Origin of the sequence: Oerskovia douganii (assembly GCF_015142735.1) — a bacterium.
GTDB classification, from domain to species: Bacteria; Actinomycetota; Actinomycetes; order Actinomycetales; family Cellulomonadaceae; genus Oerskovia; species Oerskovia douganii.
In genome coordinates, this window is sequence record NZ_JACSPN010000012.1 from 91,499 (window position 1) to 113,456 (window position 21,958).

A 21,958-nucleotide genomic window follows, 5' to 3' on the forward strand; every position below is an offset into this window, starting at 1 on the left:
AGCTCTGTGCACCCCGTCACCGACCCGAACACCTGGGGACCGTCGATCGACGAGGCGGTGAACGCCGTCTCGCGCGGCGGCCTCGTGGTCCTGCCGACCGACACCGTCTACGGGATCGGGGCCGACGCGTTCGACGCCGACGCCGTCGCGGCCCTCCTCGCCGCGAAGGGGCGCGGGCGGCAGATGCCTCCGCCCGTCCTGGTCCCGGACCTGCGGACCCTCGACGGCCTCGCGACCGACGTGCCCGACGACGCGCGCGCCCTCGTCGAGGCGTTCTGGCCCGGTGGCTTCACCGTCATCCTGCCCGCGCAGCCCTCGCTCATGTGGGACCTCGGCGAGACGCACGGGACCGTCGCGCTGCGCATGCCCGACCACCCGGCCGCGCTCGCCCTGCTGCGCCGTACGGGACCCCTCGCGGTCTCGAGCGCCAACTCCACCGGACGTCCGGCCGCGCTCGACGTCGAAGACGCCCAGGAGCAGCTCAGGGACTCGGTCGCGGTCTACCTCGACGGCGGCACGGCGCCCGGGGGAGTGGCCTCGACCATCGTCGACGCGACCGGTCCGCACCTGCGGGTCGTGCGCGAGGGTGCGGTCTCGCTCGAGCGTCTGCGCGAGATCGCCCCTGTCCTGGGCATCGGGGAGGAGCCCGCCGAGGTCCCCGCGCCCGGCGACGAGGTCGCCCCGGGGGCCGACGGCTCGTCCGAGGCGCCCGGCGAGGGCGTGGACGGCCTCGACGGGACGGTTGTCGACGAGGCCGCCGGAGAACGCCGCGCTGACCGCGACGAGACGACGAGCACCCCGGGGGCGAACGGCGGGTGAGGGTCTATCTGCTCGTCCTGCTGATCGCAGCGGCCGTCACCTACCTGCTGACACCGCTGGCCTACTGGATCGCCGCGAGGACGGGAGCCATCACGGCCGTCCGGGACCGTGACGTGCACACCATCCCCACGGCCCGGCTGGGCGGGCTCGCGATGACCGCGGGCCTCGTCGTGGCCGTGGCGTTCGCCTCGCAGATGCCGTTCCTCGAAGGGGTCTTCGAGATCGACCACCGGGCCTGGGCGATCGTCGGGGGAGCGCTGATCGTCTGCCTGCTGGGCGTGGCCGACGACATCTGGGACCTCGACTGGATGACCAAGCTGGCCGGGCAGGTCCTCGCGGCCCTGTTCATCGCGTGGCAGGGCGTGCAGCTCACGACGTTCCCCATCAACGGGCTGGTGATCGGCTCGTCGCGGCTCTCGCTCATCGTGACGGTGCTCGTCGTGGTGGTCGCGATGAACGCCGTGAACTTCGTCGACGGCCTCGACGGGCTGGCCGCCGGGCTCATCGCGATCGGAGGCTCGGCCTACTTCGTGTACACGTACAGCCTCACGGTCGCGGCGAGCCCCACGGACTACTCCAACCTCGCGACCCTGGTCATGGCGGCCCTCGTCGGGATCTGTCTGGGGTTCCTCCCGCACAACTTCCACCCGGCCCGGATCTTCATGGGGGACTCGGGATCCATGGTCCTGGGCCTCGTGCTCGCGTCCGCGGTGATCGTGGTGACGGGGAGCATCGACATGGGCACCGCCTCGGACCCGAGCAAGCAGCGCGAGCTCATCCCGATCCTGCTGCCGCTCGCCGTCATCCTCCTGCCCCTGCTCGACATGGTCCTCGCGGTGGCCCGCCGGGTGGGCACGGGCAAGTCGCCCTTCCACCCCGACCGGCTCCACCTGCACCACCGGCTGCTGGCGCTCGGTCACTCGCACCGCCGCGCCGTCATCATCATGTACCTGTGGACCGCGGTCTTCGCGTTCGGCGCGGTCGCGCTCGTGCGCTGGCCCGCGGAGAACGTCGCGATCGGGCTCGGCGTCGCGGTGGTCGTGGCCGCGATCCTCACGCTCGGACCGCTACGGACCCGGGGCAGGTTCCTCGACGACGACGCCGTGACCGCGCCCGAGGGCATCCCGACGGCGGTGCCCCGGCGGGCCGCCGGGGCCAGCGGCGCGTCACCGGTCGTCCCCGCACCGACGCCGGGCCCCCCGACGGGCCCCACCGACCCCCACCGCGCTCACCCCGAAGGAACCTCCCGATGACGACTCCTGCACCGCAGACCCCCGACGAGCCGACGACGCCCGCGGCGGCGGCTGAGCCGACGGCCGCGGACGCGGCCCGCGCGCCGTCGACGTCCGGGGCCCCCGTGGCCCTCCCGGCCGAGGGCGTGTCCGCCCCCGACCCGGCCGACGTCGTGGCCGAGGCCGTGAGCGCGGTGTTCCGCCGCGCCCTGCGCGACACCCTGCTCCTGCTCGGCGGCCTCCTGGTGCTCGGTGTCGGGCTCGGTGCGCTCCTCGCCGGCACGGCGGGCGTCTGGGGCGCGCTCATGGGCGTCGCGATCGCGCTGGTCTTCTCCGGCACGACGATCGTCGCGATGGCCCGCACCGCGCGCTCGACCCCGACCACGACCGCAGCGGTCGTCCTGGGGAGCTGGCTCGTGAAGATCGTGCTGCTCGGGATCGTCCTGGCCGTGCTGCGGAACTACGAGTTCTACGACCGGATCGTCTTCGCGGCCGTGCTGCTCCTGGGCGTGATCGGCTCCGCGCTGCTCGACTACCGTGCGGTCGACCGTGGCCGTATTCCGTACGTCACACCGAAGTCCTGACGGGTCTTCCGGGCTCGGCCCGGCTCGTGCGCGCCCACGAGCGGCGCGAGCCGGGCCGTGGGCCGGGGCATCATATCCCCGCGACCGCCAGGATGCCCGGACCGTGACATGTGAAGGCGTGAACATGCGTTAGGCTATCGGCGAATCCATGAAGGCCTGGTCCGACGGCGTGCCTGAGAGCACCCGGCCCTGGCAATCGACGACCACCGGGAGTCCACCCTGTTCACGCTCGCGACCCCCTCTTCCTTCGTTGCCGCAGCAGAAGGCGAGGGCTTCCACGCGCCGACGATCGGTGAGTTCTTCCCCGACGCGATCTTCTTCGGCGACACCCCGTTCGAGTTCAACCGGCTGCAGCTCATCCGCGTGATCGCCACGATCGTGATCCTGACGATCTTCGTGCTCGCGGCCCGGCGTGCCAAGCTCGTCCCCGGCAGGTTCCAGAACGGTGTCGAGATGGTCCTCGACTTCGCTCGGGTGAACATCGTCGAGGAGATCATGGGGACCGAGCGGGCTCGCCGCTACGTGCCGATGATCACGACGATCTTCGTGACGATCCTCGCGTTCAACCTCACGGGCGTCGTGCCGGGTCTCAACCTCGCGGGCACCTCGGTCGCCGGCGTGGCGATCCTCCTGGCGCTGTGGGTCTTCGTGGCCTACTGGGCCGCGGGCATCAGGCAGCACGGCCTCTGGGGCTACATCCGGGCGAACCTGTTCCCCCCGGGCGTGCCGTTCCCGATCTACTTCATCCTGGCGCCGATCGAGCTGCTCCAGCTCCTGATCATCCGCCCGGCCTCGCTCGTCATCCGACTCACGGCGAACATGGTCGCGGGCCACATCATGCTGGTCCTGTGCTTCGCCGCCACGAACTTCCTGCTCCTCGAGGCAGCGCCGGCCCTCAAGGCGATCAGCGCGCTGACCCTCGCGGGCGGCATCGCGATCACGCTCTTCGAGGTGTTCGTCGCGGGCCTGCAGGCGTACATCTTCGCGCTCCTCGCCACGGTCTACATCAACATGTCGATCGAGGAAGAGCACTGACCCGCACCACGCACCTGGTCCCGGGCCCTCGGTCCCGGAACCGCCCCTGAGCCCCACCTGACGCATCGCACCTGACGCCCGTTCGCACGACCGGGCGCCCAACGGAAGGAAACACCGTGGACGTCACCACCCTCGCCGCTGTCGAAGGCAGCATCAACACCATCGGCTACGGCATCGCCGCGATCGGCCCGGGCATCGGCCTCGGCATCCTGATCGGCAAGACGGTCGAGGGCATGGCCCGCCAGCCCGAGGTCGCCGGCCAGCTCCGCGGCACCATGTTCATCGGTCTGGCGTTCGTCGAGATCCTCGCGCTGCTCGGCTTCGTCGCTGGCTTCATCTTCTGATGTCGACCATCGGCCCCCAGGCGGTCCTCGCCGCAGAGTCTGGCGAGGTCGACCCCATCAAGCTGTTCCTCCCGCCGTTCTACGACCTGTTCTGGTCGGCGATCGTCCTGATCATCATCGCGGTCGTCTTCTACAAGATGGTCCTGCCCAAGTTCCAGGCGGTGCTCGACGAGCGCACGGCCAAGATCGAGGGCGGTCTGGCCAAGGCGGAGTCGGCTCAGGCCGAGGCCGCCGCGGCGCTGGCGGAGTACCACCAGCAGCTGCAGGAGGCCCGCACCGAGGCCGCGAAGATCCGTGAGGACGCGCGTGCCGAGGGGTCGGCCATCGTCGCCGACCACAAGGTCAAGGCCGGTGAGGAGGCCGCTCGCATCGTCGACACCGCCCACCGCCAGATCGAGGCCGAGCGTCAGCAGGCCGCGATCTCGCTGCGCAACGACGTCGGGACGCTCGCGACCCAGCTCGCCTCGAAGATCGTCGGCGAGTCCCTCGAGGACTCCGCCCGTCAGTCGCGGGTCGTGGACCGGTTCCTCGACGAGCTCGAGGCAGCGGGAGCCGGGGCCGCCAGCGCGGCGGCCAACGGCAAGGAGGGCTGATGCGCGGGACGAGCGGAGCCTCCCTCGCGCAGGCTCAGGAGCGCTTCGAGCCGGTGCTGCGTGCTGCCGGTGAGGGCGCCTTCACCCTGGGCGAGGAGCTCCTCACCGTGGCCGCGGCGCTCGACGGCTCCGTGCCGTTGCGCCGCGCCCTCGCCGACCCGTCGCGGTCGGGCGAGGACAAGGCCGCCCTGGCGGCCGACGTGCTGCGCGAGGGCTTCGACGGTCGCGTCGTCGACCTGGTCTCCGGGCTCGCCCGGGACCGCTGGGCGCACGACGGCGACATCGCCGACGCCGTCGAGCACCTCGGCGTCGACGCGGTCCTGGCCTCGGCCGAGGCCCGCGGGGCGCTCGAGCGCGTCGAGGACGAGCTGTTCCGCATCACGCGGTCGCTCGTCGGCGAGCGCGAGGCCCGCCGCGTGCTGACGGAGACCTCGACCGACCCCGCTCGTCGCAAGGCGTTCGTCGACACTCTGCTCGCGGGCAAGGTCGACCCGGTCACCCAGTTCCTCGCGGAGCGGGCGACCGTCGCACCTCGCGGTCGCCGCTTCGTGGCCACCCTGGTGTGGCTCGGGGACGTCGCCGCACGTCGCCGCCGTCGCCTCGTCGCCTCGGTGACGTCGGGCACGGTGCTCAGCCAGGCACAGCAGGACCGTCTGTCCGCGCTCCTCGAGCGCGCGTACGGCCGGGCAGTCCAGCTGAACGTCACCGTGGACCCCGAGGTCCTCGGCGGCCTGCGCGTCCAGGTCGGGGCGGACGTCGTCGACTCGACGGTCCTCTCGCGCCTGGCCGACGCACGCAGACGACTGGTCAGCTGACCTGTTCGCCCGAACACTGAGGTCCTCGCGGCCCCCGGTGTCGTCGACACCCCGCCGGCTCCCGAGCCGGCGAACTGACAAGAACGTTCGACCGCTCCCGCACATCGCGGGGTGGCCACGACAGGAGAAGAGCAATGGCTGAGCTGACGATCCGGCCCGACGAGATCAGGGCCGCGCTGGACAGCTTCGTGAAGTCCTACGAGCCCGGGGGCGCGGTGACCGAGGAAGTCGGTCGCGTCACCCTCGCCGCTGACGGCATCGCCCAGGTGGAAGGCCTTCCGGGCGCAATGGCCAACGAGCTGCTGCGCTTCGAGGACGGCACCCTCGGCCTTGCCCTGAACTTGGACGTTCGCCAGATCGGTGTCGTCGTCCTGGGTGAGTTCACCGGCATCGAGGAGGGCCAGGAGGTCCGTCGGACCGGAGAGGTCCTCTCCGTCGCGGTCGGCGACGGCTACCTGGGTCGCGTCGTCGACCCGCTGGGTCAGCCGATCGACGGCCTCGGGGAGATCGAGACCGAGGGCCGTCGTGCCCTCGAGCTGCAGGCCCCCGGCGTCATGGACCGCAAGTCGGTCCACGAGCCGCTGCAGACCGGCCTCAAGGCGATCGACTCGATGATCCCCGTCGGTCGTGGTCAGCGTCAGCTGATCATCGGCGACCGCCAGACGGGCAAGACGGCGATCGCGATCGACACGATCATCAACCAGAAGGCGAACTGGGAGACCGGCGACCCGACCAAGCAGGTCCGCTGCATCTACGTCGCGATCGGCCAGAAGGGCTCGACCATCGCCGCCGTCCGCGGCGCGCTGGAAGAGGCCGGCGCGCTGGAGTACACGACGATCGTCGCGGCTCCGGCTTCCGACCCGGCCGGGTTCAAGTACCTCGCGCCCTACACCGGCTCGGCCATCGGCCAGCACTGGATGTACGGCGGCAAGCACGTCCTCATCGTGTTCGACGACCTGTCGAAGCAGGCCGAGGCCTACCGTGCCGTGTCGCTGCTCCTCCGCCGCCCGCCGGGCCGCGAGGCGTACCCCGGTGACGTCTTCTACCTGCACTCCCGTCTGCTCGAGCGTTGTGCGAAGCTCTCGGACGAGCTGGGCGCGGGCTCGATGACCGGCCTGCCGGTCATCGAGACCAAGGCGAACGACGTGTCGGCGTACATCCCGACCAACGTCATCTCGATCACCGACGGACAGATCTTCCTCCAGTCGGACCTCTTCAACGCCGACCAGCGTCCCGCCGTGGACGTCGGAATCTCCGTCTCCCGAGTCGGTGGTGCCGCGCAGGTCAAGGCCATGAAGCAGGTGTCGGGAACGCTCAAGCTCGAGCTGGCCCAGTTCCGCTCGCTCGAGGCCTTCGCGATGTTCGCCTCGGACCTCGACGCCGCCTCGCGCGGTCAGCTGACCCGTGGCGCTCGCCTCATGGAGCTCCTCAAGCAGGGTCAGTACTCGCCGTACCCGGTCGAGGACCAGGTCGCCTCGATCTGGGCCGGCACCAAGGGCAAGCTCGACGACGTGCCCCTCGAGGACGTGCGTCGCTTCGAGACCGAGCTGCTCGACCACCTGCGCCGCAACACCGAGGTGCTCAGCACGATCGCCTCGACCGGCAAGCTCTCGGACGAGACCGAGGCTGCACTGGCTCAGGGCGTCGACGACTTCCGCAACGGCTTCCTCACGGGCGACGGCACCCCCCTCGTCGGTGGCGAGTCCGACGAGGAAGAGGGCGTCGTCGTCGAGCAGGAGCAGATCGTCCGGCAGAAGAAGGCCTGACATGGCCGGATCCCAGCGCGTCTACAAGCAGCGGATCAAGTCGACGCAGTCCCTCAAGAAGATGTTCCGCGCGCAGGAGCTCATCGCTGCGTCCCGGATCGGCCGGGCTCGCGCCCGGTCGTCCGAGGCGGGCCCCTACGCCGAGGCGATCACCACCGCAGTGTCGGCCGTGGCGACGCACTCGACGACCCAGCACCCGCTGACGTCCGAGCGCACCGACACCAACCGGGTCGCGGTGCTCGTCGTCGCGTCGGACCGCGGCATGGCCGGCGCCTACTCGGCGTCGATCATCCGTGAGACCGAGCGTCTGGTCGAGCGCCTCACGCACGAGGGCAAGGAGGTCGCGCTCTACGCCGCAGGGCGTCGCGCGGTGACCTACTACACCTTCCGTCACCGCGAGCTCGCCGGTTCGTGGACCGGCGGCTCGGACTCGCCCTCGGCGGACACGGCGGGCGAGATCGCCGACACGCTGCTCGGCGCCTTCCTCGCCCCCGCGGACGAGGGTGGCGTCGGCGAGCTGCACATCGTGTCCACGCAGTTCGTGAACATGGTGACGCAGCGTCCCCGCGTCGTCCGGATGCTTCCCCTCGAGGTCGTCGAAGGGGTCGCGCCGGTCGGTCAGAACGACGTCCTGCCCCTGTACGACTTCGAGCCGTCGCCCGAGGCCGTCCTGGACGCACTGCTGCCGCGCTACGTGCGCAGCCGCATCTACAGCTGCCTGCTGCAGGCGGCCGCGTCGGAGCTGGCTGCCCGCCAGCGCGCGATGCACACCGCGACGGACAACGCCGAGGACCTGATCCGCATGTACACGCGACTTGCGAACCAGGCACGACAGGCCGACATCACCCAGGAGATCAGCGAGATCGTCTCCGGTGCCGACGCCCTCGCGGCGTCGTGAGGCGCCGCATGACGACACCGACGATCTCCACCACCTGCACCGAACCTGCCGGAGCTGTCTCCGGCCCTGCGAAGCGAGGCCAGTAATGACCGCCACCACCGTGGAAGCCCAGGTCGAGCACCAGAGCGGACCCGGCGTGGGCCGTGTCGCCCGCGTGATCGGCCCCGTCGTCGACATCGAGTTCCCGTCGGACGCGATCCCCGAGATCTACAACGCGCTGACCGTCGACATCGACCTGTCCAGCCAGGGCGAGGGGGAGAAGTCCTTCCGCCTGACCCTCGAGGTCGCGCAGCACCTGGGCGACTCGCTCATCCGTGCGATCGCCCTCAAGCCGACCGACGGCCTGGTCCGCGGCGCCGTCGTCACCGACACCGGCTCGCCGATCAGCGTCCCCGTGGGCGACGTCACCAAGGGGCACGTGTTCAACGTGACCGGTGACGTCCTCAACCTCCAGGAGGGCGAGAAGCTCGAGATCACCGAGCGCTGGCCCATCCACCGCAAGCCCCCGGCCTTCGACCAGCTCGAGTCGAAGACCACCATGTTCGAGACCGGCATCAAGTCGATCGACCTCCTGACGCCGTACGTGCTCGGTGGGAAGATCGGCCTCTTCGGGGGTGCGGGCGTCGGCAAGACGGTCCTCATCCAGGAGATGATCCAGCGTGTGGCCCAGAACCACGGTGGTGTCTCGGTGTTCGCCGGTGTCGGCGAGCGCACCCGTGAGGGCAACGACCTGATCGTCGAGATGGAGGAGGCGGGCGTCTTCGACAAGACGGCCCTCGTCTTCGGCCAGATGGACGAGCCGCCGGGCACGCGTCTTCGCGTCGCGCTCTCCGCGCTCACCATGGCGGAGTACTTCCGTGACGTGCAGAAGCAGGACGTGCTGCTCTTCATCGACAACATCTTCCGCTTCACGCAGGCCGGTTCCGAGGTCTCCACGCTGCTCGGGCGCATGCCCTCCGCGGTGGGCTACCAGCCGAACCTGGCCGACGAGATGGGTCTGCTCCAGGAGCGCATCACCTCGACGCGTGGTCACTCGATCACGTCGCTCCAGGCGATCTACGTCCCTGCCGACGACTACACCGACCCGGCGCCGGCGACGACGTTCGCCCACCTGGACGCGACCACCGAGCTCTCGCGTGAGATCGCCTCGAAGGGTCTGTACCCGGCGATCGACCCGCTGACGTCGTCCTCGCGCATCCTCGACCCGCGCTACGTGGGCCAGGAGCACTACGACGTCGCGACGCGCGTGAAGTCGATCCTGCAGCGCAACAAGGAGCTGCAGGACATCATCGCGATCCTCGGTGTGGACGAGCTGTCGGAGGAGGACAAGACGGTCGTGGCGCGTGCGCGCCGCATCCAGCAGTTCCTCTCGCAGAACACCTACATGGCCGAGAAGTTCACGGGTGTCGTCGGGTCGACGGTCCCGCTGACGGAGACCATCGAGGCCTTCAAGAAGATCGCGGACGGCGAGTTCGACCACGTCGCCGAGCAGGCGTTCTTCAACATCGGTGGCCTCGAGGACCTCGAGCGCAACTGGGCCCGTATCCAGAAGGAGTACGGCGTCTGACACGCCGTGAGCGCGCCGCGGGCCCGGCCGACAGGCTGGGCACGCGGCGCGCTTCGTCAGACCCGCGCACCGACATGAAGGAGTTGAAGTGGCACAGCTGAACGTCGACCTCGTGGCGGCGGACCGCAAGATCTGGTCCGGGGACGCGCGCGCGGTGAGCGCGCCGGCCGCCGACGGTGAGATCGGTATCCTCGTGAACCACTCGCCCGTCCTGTCCGTCCTCGGTGAGGGCACCGTGCGGATCACCGGCACGAACGGCGAGAAGGTCGCCGTGCGGGTCACCGGCGGGTTCCTGTCGGTGGACTCCAACCAGGTCATGCTCGTGGTGGACGACGCCGAGGTGCTCGACGGCGCCGGCGTCTCCGGCCACTGACGGACCCGGGTATCTCACGTGCCGCTCCCCGCCTGGATCGCGATCGCACTGCTTCTCGCAGTGGCGCTCGTGGCCGGGCTGGGAGCGTTGCGTCTTCGGGCCATCGCCCACCGGGTGGGGGCCTTCGAGTGCAGTGCCCGCCCCGTCGGGGCCGGTCAGTCCTGGTCGCTGGGCATCGCGCAGTACGGGGTCGGCCGGATCGACTGGTGGCGTTGCTGGTCCCTGTCGCTGCGCCCGGCCCGTACGTGGCGCCGGACCGACCTCGAGATCGTGTCCCGGCGTCCGCTCGACGCGGACCGCGACCTGTTCCTCGTGGAGTGCTCGTACGAGGGCGTCCGCTTCGAGCTGTCGATGTCGAGCGGCGCGTACGCCGGCCTGGCGTCGTGGCTCGAGGCCGCCCCGCCGGGCCGCCGCGGCGTGGTGGTCTGAGCCGGCCGGCGTGCCGTGGCCGGGTGCTACGGTCGCTCGTGGGGTCCCTGCCGGCGCTGTCCGGTGCTCGCCCCAGCGGCGGTTAGCCGCCGCGGTGACACTCCGGTCCCACCGCCCCATCGTCCCTTCTGAGGAGTTCTTCGTGCGTCTCGTGGTTGCCCGGTGCTCGGCTCACTACACGGGCCGGCTCTCGGCCCACCTCCCGCTCGCGACGCGCGTGCTGCTCGTCAAGGCTGACGGCAGCGTGCTGCTGCACTCGGACGGCGGCTCGTACAAGCCGCTCAACTGGATGAGCCCGCCGTGCTCGATGGCGGTCTCGGAGCCCGACGAGGCTGCGCGGGAGCGCGGGGTGACCCAGCTCTGGGCGGTCCAGCACGCCAAGAGCGACGACCGGCTCGAGATCGAGCTGTACGAGGTCCTGCACGACTCGGCCCACGACCTGGGTGTCGATCCCGGCCTGATCAAGGACGGGGTCGAGGCTCATCTGCAGGAGATGCTCGCGGCGCAGATCCAGCTGCTGGGGACGGGGCACACGCTGATCCGTCGTGAGTACCCGACGGCGATCGGTCCGGTCGACATCCTGGCGCGTGACAAGGACGGCGCGACGGTGGCGGTCGAGATCAAGCGTCGCGGCGACATCGACGGCGTGGAGCAGCTCACGCGCTACCTGGAGCTGCTGAACCGGGACCCGCTCCTGGCGCCGGTGCGGGGTGTGTTCGCGGCGCAGGAGATCAAGCCGCAGGCCCGCGTCCTGGCGACGGACCGGGGGATCGGGTGCCTGGTCCTGGACTACGACGCGATGCGCGGCGTCGACGACGTGGACTCCCGGCTGTTCTAGGAGCAGCAGGGGGCGTGGGACGGCCCGTCCGGCCGTGGCGGCCGGGCGGGCTCTTCTCGTGCTAGGTTTTTGAACATGTTCAAAACGAGGCCCGAGCGGGTCGCGCCGACCGTGCCCACGACGCGCACCGCCAAGTCGGCGCACACCCGGGCCACGGTCCTCGACACGGCGCTGGCCATGCTGCGTGAGCAGGGCTACGAGGCCACGACCATGCGGGCGATCGCGCAGCGCGCCGGGGTGAGCACGGGCAACGCGTACTACTACTTCCCGTCCAAGGACCACCTGGTGCAGGAGCTGTACCTCGACGTCCTGCGCGCTCACCGGGCGGCGGCGGACGAGGTCCTGGCGCGCGGCGGGACGCTCACGGAGCGGCTGCGCGGGGTGCTCGACGCGTCGGTCGACGTCTTCTCGCCGTACCACTCGTTCGGTGCCGAGTTCGTCTCGGTCGCGATCCGTCCGGGCGCCGCGGCCAACCCGTTCAGCGAGGCCTCGCGCGAGGCTCGAGAGCTGTCGCTCGGGATCTTCGAGGACGTGGTCGCGGGGGCCTCGCCCGCCGTCCCGTCGGCCCTGCGGGCCCGGTTGCCCGAGCTGCTGTGGCTGGCCCAGCTCGGGGTGACGCTCTTCTGGGTCCAGGACTCGTCGGCAGGCACGGTGCGCACGCGGCGCCTCGTGGCGGGGGCGAGCCCGATCGTGGGCACGCTCGTCCGTCTCTCGCGCCTGCCGGTGGCGCGCGGCGTCGTCGACGACGTCCTGCGTCTGACCGCCTCGCTCAAGGCCTGACGTGAGCCCGGCGACCGCGCTCCTCGTCGACGTCGTGGTGGCCGTCGGGCTCGTCGTCGTCCTCCCGCTGGGGCTGTCGCTGCTGGGGCCGCGGACCGTCCCGGGGGCGGGAGGTCCGTGGTGGCCTGCCGCCGGTGCCGTCGCGGCGGCCGGCGCGTGGCTCCCGTCGGGTCCCCTCGCCCAGGGGGCGACCGTCCCGTTCCTGGTGGGCGCGGTGGTCCTGCTCGGCGCCGCGGTCCGCCTGGTCCTGCCCGGCCCGACGCCGCCGCTCCCACCCGAGGTGCGGCTCGCCGTCGGGGTCGCTCTGGTGATGCCGGGGGTCGGTGCCGCGGCCATGCTCGCCGACCGCGGCGGCTGGGGACTGCTCGGGTTCTCGGGGACGTACCTGACGCTGACGGTCCCGCACATGCTCTTCGCGGGCTTCGCCGCGGCGCTCGTCGCGGGGCTGACGGTCGTGGTCGACCGCGACACCCCGGCACGGGGAGCCGGTCGACCGGCTGCCGCCCGTCTCGGTGCGCTCGGGGTGCCGCTGGGGACGGGGACGGTCCTGGTGGGCTACTTCGTGAGCGACCTGGTCGAGCTCCTGGGGGCGCTCGTGCTGACGGGCGCGCTCTGGTGCACCGCCTGGGCCGTCCTGGGGATCCCGGCACGGCGGGGAGCGCGGGTCCTCCTCGCCGTGGGCTCGGTCGCCCTCGGCGCCTCGATGCTGCTCGCGGTGTGGTGGGCGGTCGGTGAGCTCACGGGGGCGCCGCACCCGGGCATCGGGCTCATGGCGGCGACGCACGGCCTCGCGAACGCGCTCGGGTTCGCGCTGTGCACGCTGCTCGGGCTGGGGCGGGTCGCGCGCGAGGCGCAGCGGCGCCCCGGTCCGCCGGGTCGGTCGCCGCGCACCGGCACGCTGCTGCAAGAAAGACCACGCCCGGCACATACACCCAGCAGGAGCCCAGGACGGAGACAGGCATGACGACCCTCAGCCGCACGACGTACCCCGAGGTGGGGGCCACCCTGGCCGCCGAGCTGCCGGAGGGCTACGGCCACCTCCGCCTGCGGCACCGGCTCTCCGAGCGACCGTACTCGGTCGACGAGCTCGGACGTCTGGGCGAGCAGCTCCTGACCTGGCAGGTGCACCGCGCCGCCCGCGTGCGGATCGAGACGTCGGCGCCCGTCGCCGCGCCGGGCGGGCTCGTGACGACGCTGCTCGGCCTGGGGTGGCTGCGCCTGAGCGAACCGTGCGAGATCGTGTGGGTCGAGCGTGAGGAGCAGCGGATCGGGTTCGGGTACGGGACGCTGCCGGGACACGCGTTCGTGGGCGAGGAGTCGTTCGTGCTCGAACGTGACGCGTCCGGGGACGTGTGGTTCGTCGTGGACGCCTTCAGCAACCCGGCCGCATGGTGGGTGTCGGCCCTGCGGCCCCTGGTCCCGACGTTCCAGCGGCTGTACGTCGCCCACCTCGCCCGGGCCGCGCGCCGCCTGCTGCGCGACCTGTGAGCGCGAGCTCGTCCTGGCGCGTGCTGCGGAGCCGGGGGTGCGCGCGGTCTCACTCCTCGACCGCGGCGCAGCGGTGGTCGTGAGCCTTCGTGCACCGTCCGAACGAAGTGCGCAAGAATGTGGCCCATGACGTCGAACACCGCACCGTTACCGTCCGAGGCCCAGCCCGCCGCATCGTCCAGCCCCCCGTCCGGTGAGACGCCCGGCGCCGGGCGGACCGCCCTGCGTGGCCGGGTCGTGACGCCCCGGGAGGTCGTCGAGGACGGTGTCGTGGTCCTGGACGGGCCGGTCATCACGTGGGTGGGGGACCGGCGCGACGCGGCGGCCGCCGGGTACGCCGCGGAGGTCGAGGCCGCTGCGGAGCCTGCCGCAGGCCAGGTCGTCCTCCCCGGTCTCGTCGAGCTGCACAACCACGGCGGCGGCGGCGCGAGCTTCCCCGACGCGCAGGACGCCGAGCAGGCGCTCGTCGCGGTGCGCGAGCACCGTCGGCACGGGACCACGAGCCTGGTCGCCTCGCTCGTGACCGCCGAGCGCGAGACCCTGCTGCGCCGGGTCGCGACGCTGGCCGAGCTCGGCGACGCGGGCGAGATCGCGGGCATCCACCTCGAGGGCCCCTTCCTGTCCGAGGCGCGGTGCGGTGCGCAGAACCCGCACGACATGCTCGCGGGGGACCCGGACCTGGTGCGTGCGATCGCCGAGGCGGGCCGCGGGCACGTCCGCACCATGACCTTCGCCCCGGAGGTCCCGGGCAACACCGGGCCCGGTGGGGTGGTCGAGACGCTGGTCGAGGTCGGCGCGGTCCCGTCGGTCGGGCACACCGACGCGTCGTCGGAGCAGACCGACGCGGCGATCGCCGAGGGCGTCGCGGCGCTCGCGGCACGCCGGGCGGCGCTCGAGGCGACGGGGGAGCCCGTGGGGCCGGCACCGCGCCTGACCGCGACGCACCTGTTCAACGGCATGCGCCCCCTGCACCACCGTGCGCCCGGTCCCGTCGCGTCGTGCCTCGCGGCCGCGGCGCGCGGGGAGCTCGTGGTCGAGCTCGTCGCGGACGGGACGCACCTCGCGGCCGGGACGGTGCGCAGCGTGTTCGAGCTCGTCGGGCCGGACGCGATCGTCCTCGTCACGGACGCCATGGCGGCCGCGGGGATGGCCGACGGCACGTACCAGCTCGGCCCCATGGCCGTGACGGTCGCGGACGGGGTCGCGCGCCTCGACGACGGCACGCCCGAGGGGTCGATCGCGGGCGGCACCTTCCACCTGCTCGACGTGGTCCGTGCGACGGTCGGGTTCGGCGTCCCGTTGGTCGATGCGGTCACGGCTGCCACGCTGACCCCGGCAGGGGTCCTGGGGCGCGCGGACATCGGCGCGCTCGAGGCCGGTCGTCGTGCCGACCTCGTCGTGACCGACGCGGACCTGCGCCCGCTCGGTGTGTGGCGCGGGGGAGAGCGTGTCACCGACTGACCTCGGTTGACCTGCAGAGATACCTGACCGGCGGCCCGGTCCCGAGCGAGAGCCCGGGGCCGGGCCGTGCTGCGTCCCGCGTCGGGGGTTGACGGATCGCAATAGTTCAGTCAATACTCGTATTCATTCGAAGCGCTTCGACGAAGCGCTTCGACAACGGATCCCCGGTGGGGCCGACCACGAGGAGGTGGCGAGATGGTGACCATGCAGGACGTGGCCGCACGAGCGAACGTGTCGCTCAGCACGGTGTCCTACGCGCTCAACGGGACGCGCAAGATCTCCGACGAGACGCGTGCCCGCATCGAGGCCGCCATAACGGACCTCGGCTACCACCGCAACGCCATGGCCCGCGGGCTCGCCTCGCGCCGCAGCCACGTCCTCGCCCTGATCTTCCCCGCGACCGAGACCGGGATCGGCGGGACCGTCTCGGAGTTCGTGACCAGTGCCGCTGCGGCGGCGCGGGAGGCGGGCTACCACCTGGTGCTGTGGCCCTTCGCCACGAACGAGGCCGAGGAGATCCGTGACCTGAGCCAGCAGGGCATGGCCGACGGGGTCCTCCTCATGGAGGTCCGGCTCGACGACCCGCGCGTCGAGGTGCTCCACGCGGCCGGGGTGCCGTACACGATGATCGGCCGCACGCGAGAGCTCGACGGGCGGCCCTACGTGGACATCGACTTCGCCGCGACGACCGAGGCCGCCGTGGAGCACCTGTACGCGCTGGGGCACCGCCGCATCGCGTTCCTCAACCACTCGGCCGAGAGCGCCGCCTCGGGCTACGGCCCGACGCTGCGGGCCGGCGAGGGGTTCGCGGAGGCCATGGGCCGGCGTGGCCTCACGGGCCCCAGCCTCCTGTGCGACGAGACGGCCGCGGCCGGCCGGGCCGCGGTCGGCGAGCTGCTCGGGCAGGACCCGTCGCTCACCGCGTTCGTCACGATGAACGAGATCGCGACGTTCGGGGTCATGTCGGACCTGCAGGCCCGCGGGCTCGCGGTCCCGACCGACGTCTCGGTGCTCGGCATCGTGACCTCCCCCGGCGTGGGCGCGATGAGCACGCCGCCCCTGACCACCATGCACGCACCGGGGGCCGCGCTCGGGCGGCTCGGTGTGCAGTCCCTGGTCGCACGGATCGACGATGCGGGACGGGCGCACGCGCCCGCCCTGGTCCCGTGCGACCTCGAGGCCGGCGCGAGCGTCGGCCCGGTCCGGGGCCCGTAGCCCCGGACGCCCGACCCCGGTCCCGGCGCGTCCACGACGCGCCGGGGCGCGAACGCCGGACCTGTCCGGTGTCACGACCGCCGGCCTCGCCGGTGCAGTACCCGACGTTCGGCGCAGACGCCGACGCTCAATGATGAGGAGAGAGTCATGTTGCGTACACGGAAGCCTCTTGTCGCTGCTCTGGTAGCGCTCCCACTCGCCCTGGCCGGGTGCGCGGGAGGAGGGAGCGGCGGAGGGGACTCCGACGACCAGACCCTGACGATCTGGCACTACGAGAACGACGAGTCCGCCATGGGCCAGGCGTGGGCCAAGGCCATCGAGATCTTCGAGGACGAGAACCCCGACGTGGAGGTCGTCGTCGAGAAGCAGACCTTCGAGCAGATCCAGAAGAACGCCAAGATCGTGCTCACGGGCGACGACGTGCCCGACGTCATGGAGTACAACAAGGGCAACGCGACCGCGGGCCAGCTCGCGTCCCAGGGCCTCCTGACCCCGCTGACCGACGCGGCGACCGAGCGCGGCTGGGACACGACCCTCAGCGCCTCCCTCCAGACGACCGCGACCTACGACGAGAACGGCCTCATGGGGTCGGGCGAGTGGTACGGGGTGCCGAACTACGGCGAGTTCGTCGGCGTCTACTACAACAAGGACATGTTCGCCCAGCACGGCGTCGAGGTCCCGACGACGCTCGCGGAGCTCGAGACCGCCATGGCGACGTTCCAGGCCGCGGGCGTCACCCCGCTCGCCGAGGCCGGGGCCGAGTACCCGCTGGGGCAGCTCTGGTACGAGCTGGTCCTCGCGAACGCCGACCAGGAGTTCGTCGACGCGTACCAGCTCTTCGACGGTGAGGTCGACTTCCAGGGCCCCGAGATGACCAAGGCCACGGAGACCCTCGCCGACTGGATCGACAAGGGGTACATCGCCTCCGACTCGGCCGCGCTCACGGCCGAGGACATGGGCGTCTCCTTCATCAACGGCACCTACCCCATGATGGTCTCCGGCTCGTGGTGGTTCGGCCGCCTCGTCGAGGAGATGAACGCGGACTGGGGCCAGTTCAACTTCCCGGGCAACACGCTCCAGGTGGGCTCGTCGGGCAACCTGTGGGTCGTCCCCACGAACGCCGACTCGAAGTCGCTCGCCGAGGAGTTCATCGACATCACGCTGCGCCCCGAGGTCCAGAACATCCTGGGCGAGGCGGGCGGGCTCCCCGTCGCCGGTGACGTCTCGGCGATCACGGACGAGCGCACCAAGACGCTGACCCAGAACTTCGACGACATCCTGGCCGCCGACGGCCTGGCGTTCTACCCCGACTGGCCCGTCGCGGGCTACTACGACGTGATCGTGAGCCAGCTCCAGTCGCTCGTCAACCAGTCCAAGACCCCCGCCGAGGTGCTCGACGGGCTGTCGGGCCCGTACGAGGAGGGCAAGGCGGACCTGCTCGAGGGCTGACCCGCAGCTGAAGGATCCCGGTGGGCGGGTCACCGCCCGCCCACCGGGACCGAGGACTCCGACGACGAGGAAAGACCATGAGCACTGTCCAGACTCCGGCCCCCGCGGTCGAGCGAGCACGAGCCACGCGCTCACGGCGCGCCCGGCCCCGCTGGGTGGCGTACCTGCCCTACCTGATCCCGGGGGCGCTCGCCTTCACGGTGGTCATCCTGATCCCGTTCGGCATGAACGTGTACTACAGCCTCTTCAAGTGGAAGGGCGGCCTGGCCCCGATGAAGTTCGTCGGGCTCGAGAACTACGCCGCCCTGATGGCCGACGAGCAGTTCTGGACCTCGTTCCGGAACTCGATCGCGATGATCCTCGCGATGGTCGTGGTCCCGACCCTGATCGGCCTCGTGCTGGCCGCCGTCCTGTTCGACTACCTGGGGCGCCGGTTCGGCGGGGGCGTCGCGGCGTTCCTGCGGGCCACGTACTACCTTCCGCAGATCCTGCCCGTCGCGGTGGCGGGCGTGCTGTGGAACTGGATCCTCAACTCCCAGACGGGCGCGCTCAACGTCGTCCTGCGCTCGGTCGGGTTCGAGAACCCGCCCAACTGGCTCGGGTCGACCTCGACCGCGCTGCCGACGGTCATGGCCGTCCTGGTCTGGGTCCAGATCGGCTACCCGGTCGTGATCTTCATGTCGGCGCTCCAGCGGGTCGACCCCGAGCTGTACGAGGCGGCCGAGCTCGACGGCGCCGGGTGGTGGCGCCGGTTCGGCGCGATCACGATGCCGCAGATCCGTCCCGAGACGTTCGTCGTGGTGCTGACCTGCACGGTCGCGGCGCTCAAGGTGTTCGGCCCGATCTACGTGCTGACCCGCGGCGGCCCCGAGAGCTCGACCCTCGTGCCCAGCTACTACTCGTACCTCAACTTCTTCGACAAGTCGAAGGTCGGGTACGGCGCCGCCGTGGCGACCGTCCTGACGCTGGTGATCGTCGTGGTCGCCCTCGTCATCCTTGCCCTGCAGGCCCGGGCCGAGCGCCGTGAGGAAGGAGGCCGCTGATGGCCACCGACACGCTGACCACGTCCGTCGACGAGTCCACCGCAGGCCAGGTCCTGCGCGCCACACGTCCCGACGAGCGCCACCGCCGCGGCGTCGCCCGCTGGTTCGTGCTCGCGGCAGCGGGGCTCTTCGCGCTCCTGATGCTCGCGCCGTTCGTCATCATGCTCCTCAACGCGTTCAAGTCTCCCGCGGAGTACTCGCAGGACGGGCCCCTGAGCTGGCCCACGCACCTGTACCTCGACGGCGTCGTCGCGTTCTGGGAGCGGGTCGACTTCCCGCAGAAGCTGCTCAACTCGATCTGGATCTCGGCCGCGGTCGCGGTGGGCGGCACGCTGCTCTCGCTGCTGAACGCCTACGCGATCGGCGTCGGGAGGGTCAAGGGCCGGCTGTGGATCATCATGCTCTTCCTGCTCGCGAACATGCTGCCCCAGGAGGCGCTGGTCTACCCGCTCTTCACCATGGCGCAGCAGGTGGGCCTGTCCAACTCGCAGTGGTCCGTGATCATCATCTTCACGGTCATCCAGTCGGCGTTCGGCACGTACCTGCTGTCGTCGGTGCTGGGGACGTTCCCGCCCGCGCTCCTGGAGGCTGCGGCCCTCGACGGCGCGTCGCGCTGGCAGATCCTGTGGAAGATCGTCTTCCCGGTCGTGCGCCCGACGCTCTCGGTCCTGATGATCTTCTTCTTCATCTGGACGTGGAACGAGTTCTTCATCCCGCTGGTCATGCTGACGACCAACGACACCCAGACGATCCCGATCGCGCTGGCCTCGCTCCAGGGCGACCGGATGATGGACGCCACGACGACCAACGCCGGCGCGCTGGTCTCGCTCGTCCCGGCCGTCATCTTCTTCCTCATCTTCCAGCGCACCCTGACGCGAGGCGTCACGGCCGGCGCCGTGAAGTGACCGCACCTACCCCGAAGGAACCGAGCACCCATGAAGTTCACCGACGGCTACTGGCAGGTCCGTGACGGCTTCTCGCCGCTCCACCCCGCCCAGGTCGACGACGTCCGCGCGGACCACGCGGCGGGCACCATGACGGTGTACGCACCGACCGCCGTGATCCGGCGGCGCGGCGACACGCTCAACCGGCCGCTGTTGACGGTCACGTACTCCTCGCCCGCACCGGGCGTGATCGGCGTGCGGATCGAGCACCACCGCGGCGGGATCGAGCGCGGCCCGCACTTCGAGCTCCACCACGAGGAGGGGTTCCGCCCCGACATCTCGGTCGACGGGTCCGCGGGGGTGCTGCGGTCGGGTCCGCTCGCGGTGCGGGTGCACCGCGACGGCGGGTGGCGCGTCGACGTCGAGCAGGACGGGCGGGTCGTCACGTCGAGCCTGCACAAGGCGGTCGGCTCGGTGCAGGCCGACGCTGCGCACGGGGGCGCCCACTACGTGCACGAGCAGCTGAGCCTCGCGCCGGGGGAGCAGCTGTACGGGCTGGGGGAGCGGTTCGGTCCGTTCGTCAAGAACGGGCAGTCGGTGGACATCTGGAACGCCGACGGCGGCACGTCGAGCGAGCAGGCGTACAAGAACGTGCCGTTCTACGTGAGCAGCCGGGGCTACGGCGTGTTCGTCGACCACCCCGAGCTGGTGTCGTTCGAGGTCGCGTCGGAGACGAACACGCGTGCGCAGTTCTCGGTCGAGGGCCAGTCGCTCCAGTACTACCTGGTCGCGGGGCCCACGCCCAAGGAGGTGCTGTCGCGGTACACGGCGCTGACGGGGCGTCCGGCGCGCGTCCCGGGCTGGTCGTTCGGGCTGTGGCTCACGACGTCCTTCACCACGAGCTACGACGAGCAGACCGTGAGCGGGTTCATCGACGGCATGGCCGAGCGCGACCTGCCGCTGTCGGTCTTCCACTTCGACTGCTTCTGGATGCGGGAGTACCAGTGGGTCGACTTCGAGTGGGACCCGCGCACGTTCCCGGACCCGGAGGGCATGCTGACGCGCCTCAAGGACAAGGGGCTCAAGATCTGCGTGTGGATCAACCCGTACGTCGCGCAGCGCTCGCCGCTGTTCGAGGAGGCGCGCGAGGCGGGGTACCTGCTGCGCACGACGGACGGCGGCGTGTGGCAGTGGGACAAGTGGCAGGCGGGCATGGGCCTGGTCGACTTCACCAACCCCGAGGCGACCGAGTGGTACCTGGGCAAGCTCAAGGGGTTGCTGGACCAGGGGGTCGACTGCTTCAAGACCGACTTCGGGGAGCGCGTCCCGGTCGACGACGTGGTGTGGTCGGACGGGTCGGACCCCGCGAAGATGCACAACTACTACGCGCAGCTCTACAACGAGGCGGTCTTCCGGCTCCTCGAGCGTGAGCGTGGCGAGGGGGACGCGGTCCTGTTCGCGCGGTCGGCGACCGCGGGCGGGCAGCAGCTCCCGGTGCACTGGGGCGGTGACTGCGACTCGACGTACGCGTCGATGGCCGAGTCGTTGCGCGGTGGGCTCTCGCTCGCGATGTCCGGGTTCGGGTACTGGAGCCATGACATCGGTGGCTTCGAGGGCGTCCCGGACCCCGGCGTCTTCAAGCGGTGGCTGGCGTTCGGGCTCCTGTCCTCGCACAGCCGGCTGCACGGCTCGGACTCGGTGCGCGTGCCGTGGGCGTTCGACGAGGAGGCGGTCGACGTCACCCGGAGGTTCACGCGGCTCAAGCTCTCGCTCATGCCCTACCTGGCGGGGGTCGCGGAGGAGGCGCACCGGGACGGGATCTCGATGATGCGTCCCATGGTGCTCGAGTTCCCGCACGACCGCGGCGGGTACGGGGTCGACACCCAGTACATGCTGGGCGGTTCGCTGCTCGTGGCCCCGGTCTTCACGGCCGAGGGCGACGTCGAGTACTACGTCCCGGAGGGGCGGTGGACGAACCTCCTGGACGGGCGGACGGTCTCGGGGCCGCGGTGGGTGTCGGAGAAGCACGGGTTCGACTCGTTGCCGCTCCTGGTCCGCCCGGGCACGGTCCTGCCGGTCGGTGCGCGCACGGACCGGCCGGACTACGAGTGGGCCGACGGCGTCACGCTGCGCCTGTTCGAGCTGCCCGACGGTCACGACTCGACGACCACGGTCCCGTCCGAGACGGGGGAGCCGACGACGTTCCGCACGGTCCGTGACGGCTCGCTCGTCACGGTCACGTCCGACGACGCCCGCGCGCCGTGGGCCGTCCAGCTCGGTGACCGCGTGGTCCGTGCCGAGGGCCGGACCAGCGTCACGCTGTCCGTCTGACGCGGTGCCCGTGC

The 21,958-nt window shown here is 71.2% G+C and carries 22 protein-coding genes; all 22 read left to right on the forward strand.

What is annotated here, in order from left to right; genetic code table 11:
* Window positions 1–6: 6 nt before the first annotated feature.
* Window positions 7–819, forward strand: coding sequence for an L-threonylcarbamoyladenylate synthase (locus H9623_RS10640; protein ID WP_193720048.1), 813 nt, complete (start codon window positions 7–9; stop codon window positions 817–819).
* The gene (locus H9623_RS10645; RefSeq protein WP_193720018.1) at window positions 816–2,072 is read left to right on the forward strand and encodes an MraY family glycosyltransferase; all 1,257 of its coding nucleotides are present in this window, start codon (window positions 816–818) and stop codon (window positions 2,070–2,072) included. The genes H9623_RS10640 and H9623_RS10645 overlap by 4 nt, the downstream gene beginning before the upstream one ends.
* On the forward strand, window positions 2,069–2,635 hold the full coding sequence (locus H9623_RS10650; RefSeq protein ID WP_227748494.1) for a hypothetical protein: 567 nt from the start codon (window positions 2,069–2,071) through the stop codon (window positions 2,633–2,635). The genes H9623_RS10645 and H9623_RS10650 overlap by 4 nt, the downstream gene beginning before the upstream one ends.
* A 363-nt stretch (window positions 2,636–2,998) precedes the next feature.
* Window positions 2,999–3,670, forward strand: a complete 672-nt coding sequence (gene atpB, locus H9623_RS10655) for a F0F1 ATP synthase subunit A (protein WP_407671898.1) — start codon at window positions 2,999–3,001, stop codon at window positions 3,668–3,670.
* A 116-nt stretch (window positions 3,671–3,786) separates the two neighbouring features.
* Window positions 3,787–4,014 (forward strand): ATP synthase F0 subunit C, encoded by a 228-nt coding sequence (gene atpE, locus H9623_RS10660; protein ID WP_030149959.1) that lies wholly within the window; start codon window positions 3,787–3,789, stop codon window positions 4,012–4,014.
* On the forward strand, window positions 4,014–4,607 hold the full coding sequence (locus H9623_RS10665) for a F0F1 ATP synthase subunit B (RefSeq protein WP_193720019.1): 594 nt from the start codon (window positions 4,014–4,016) through the stop codon (window positions 4,605–4,607). Before atpE ends, H9623_RS10665 begins: the two co-directional genes overlap by 1 nt.
* The gene (locus H9623_RS10670; RefSeq protein WP_193720020.1) at window positions 4,607–5,422 is read left to right on the forward strand and encodes a F0F1 ATP synthase subunit delta; all 816 of its coding nucleotides are present in this window, start codon (window positions 4,607–4,609) and stop codon (window positions 5,420–5,422) included. The genes H9623_RS10665 and H9623_RS10670 overlap by 1 nt, the downstream gene beginning before the upstream one ends.
* A 134-nt stretch (window positions 5,423–5,556) precedes the next feature.
* Window positions 5,557–7,188, forward strand: coding sequence for a F0F1 ATP synthase subunit alpha (atpA, locus tag H9623_RS10675; protein ID WP_193720021.1), 1,632 nt, complete (start codon window positions 5,557–5,559; stop codon window positions 7,186–7,188).
* Between the two features lies 1 nt (window position 7,189).
* Entirely contained in the window at window positions 7,190–8,086 is an 897-nt protein-coding gene (locus H9623_RS10680) for a F0F1 ATP synthase subunit gamma (RefSeq protein ID WP_193720022.1), read from the forward strand.
* Window positions 8,087–8,171: 85 nt separating this feature from the next.
* The gene (gene atpD, locus H9623_RS10685) at window positions 8,172–9,653 is read left to right on the forward strand and encodes a F0F1 ATP synthase subunit beta (RefSeq protein WP_193720023.1); all 1,482 of its coding nucleotides are present in this window, start codon (window positions 8,172–8,174) and stop codon (window positions 9,651–9,653) included.
* A gap of 88 nt (window positions 9,654–9,741) precedes the next feature.
* Window positions 9,742–10,026 carry a F0F1 ATP synthase subunit epsilon gene (locus H9623_RS10690; RefSeq protein WP_193720024.1) on the forward strand — a complete coding sequence of 95 codons (285 nt, stop codon included), beginning with the start codon at window positions 9,742–9,744 and terminating at the stop codon, window positions 10,024–10,026.
* 18 nt (window positions 10,027–10,044) lie between these two features.
* Window positions 10,045–10,455 (forward strand): DUF2550 domain-containing protein, encoded by a 411-nt coding sequence (locus H9623_RS10695; RefSeq protein ID WP_193720025.1) that lies wholly within the window; start codon window positions 10,045–10,047, stop codon window positions 10,453–10,455.
* 142 nt (window positions 10,456–10,597) lie between these two features.
* Complete coding sequence (nucS, locus tag H9623_RS10700; protein WP_193720026.1) at window positions 10,598–11,293, forward strand: endonuclease NucS; 696 nt, start codon at window positions 10,598–10,600, stop codon at window positions 11,291–11,293.
* 75 nt (window positions 11,294–11,368) lie between these two features.
* Window positions 11,369–12,073, forward strand: a complete 705-nt coding sequence (locus H9623_RS10705) for a TetR/AcrR family transcriptional regulator (protein ID WP_193720027.1) — start codon at window positions 11,369–11,371, stop codon at window positions 12,071–12,073.
* Window position 12,074: 1 nt separating this feature from the next.
* A complete protein-coding gene (locus tag H9623_RS10710; protein WP_193720028.1) occupies window positions 12,075–13,037 on the forward strand; it encodes a YndJ family protein in 963 nt (320 codons plus the stop codon).
* A complete protein-coding gene (locus H9623_RS10715; protein WP_193720029.1) occupies window positions 13,034–13,561 on the forward strand; it encodes a DUF1990 family protein in 528 nt (175 codons plus the stop codon). The genes H9623_RS10710 and H9623_RS10715 overlap by 4 nt, the downstream gene beginning before the upstream one ends.
* 126 nt (window positions 13,562–13,687) lie before the next feature.
* Window positions 13,688–15,022, forward strand: coding sequence for an N-acetylglucosamine-6-phosphate deacetylase (locus H9623_RS10720; protein ID WP_193720030.1), 1,335 nt, complete (start codon window positions 13,688–13,690; stop codon window positions 15,020–15,022).
* Window positions 15,023–15,217: 195 nt separating this feature from the next.
* Window positions 15,218–16,237, forward strand: a complete 1,020-nt coding sequence (locus H9623_RS10725; protein ID WP_193720031.1) for a LacI family DNA-binding transcriptional regulator — start codon at window positions 15,218–15,220, stop codon at window positions 16,235–16,237.
* Window positions 16,238–16,384: 147 nt separating this feature from the next.
* Window positions 16,385–17,686: an ABC transporter substrate-binding protein gene (locus H9623_RS10730; RefSeq protein WP_193720032.1), complete on the forward strand. Its 1,302-nt coding sequence runs from the start codon at window positions 16,385–16,387 to the stop codon at window positions 17,684–17,686.
* 77 nt (window positions 17,687–17,763) lie between these two features.
* Complete coding sequence (locus tag H9623_RS10735) at window positions 17,764–18,729, forward strand: carbohydrate ABC transporter permease (protein ID WP_193720033.1); 966 nt, start codon at window positions 17,764–17,766, stop codon at window positions 18,727–18,729.
* On the forward strand, window positions 18,729–19,634 hold the full coding sequence (locus H9623_RS10740) for a carbohydrate ABC transporter permease (protein WP_193720034.1): 906 nt from the start codon (window positions 18,729–18,731) through the stop codon (window positions 19,632–19,634). Before H9623_RS10735 ends, H9623_RS10740 begins: the two co-directional genes overlap by 1 nt.
* Window positions 19,635–19,664: 30 nt before the next feature.
* Window positions 19,665–21,944 carry an alpha-xylosidase gene (gene yicI, locus H9623_RS10745; RefSeq protein WP_193720035.1) on the forward strand — a complete coding sequence of 760 codons (2,280 nt, stop codon included), beginning with the start codon at window positions 19,665–19,667 and terminating at the stop codon, window positions 21,942–21,944.
* Window positions 21,945–21,958: the final 14 nt, after the last annotated feature.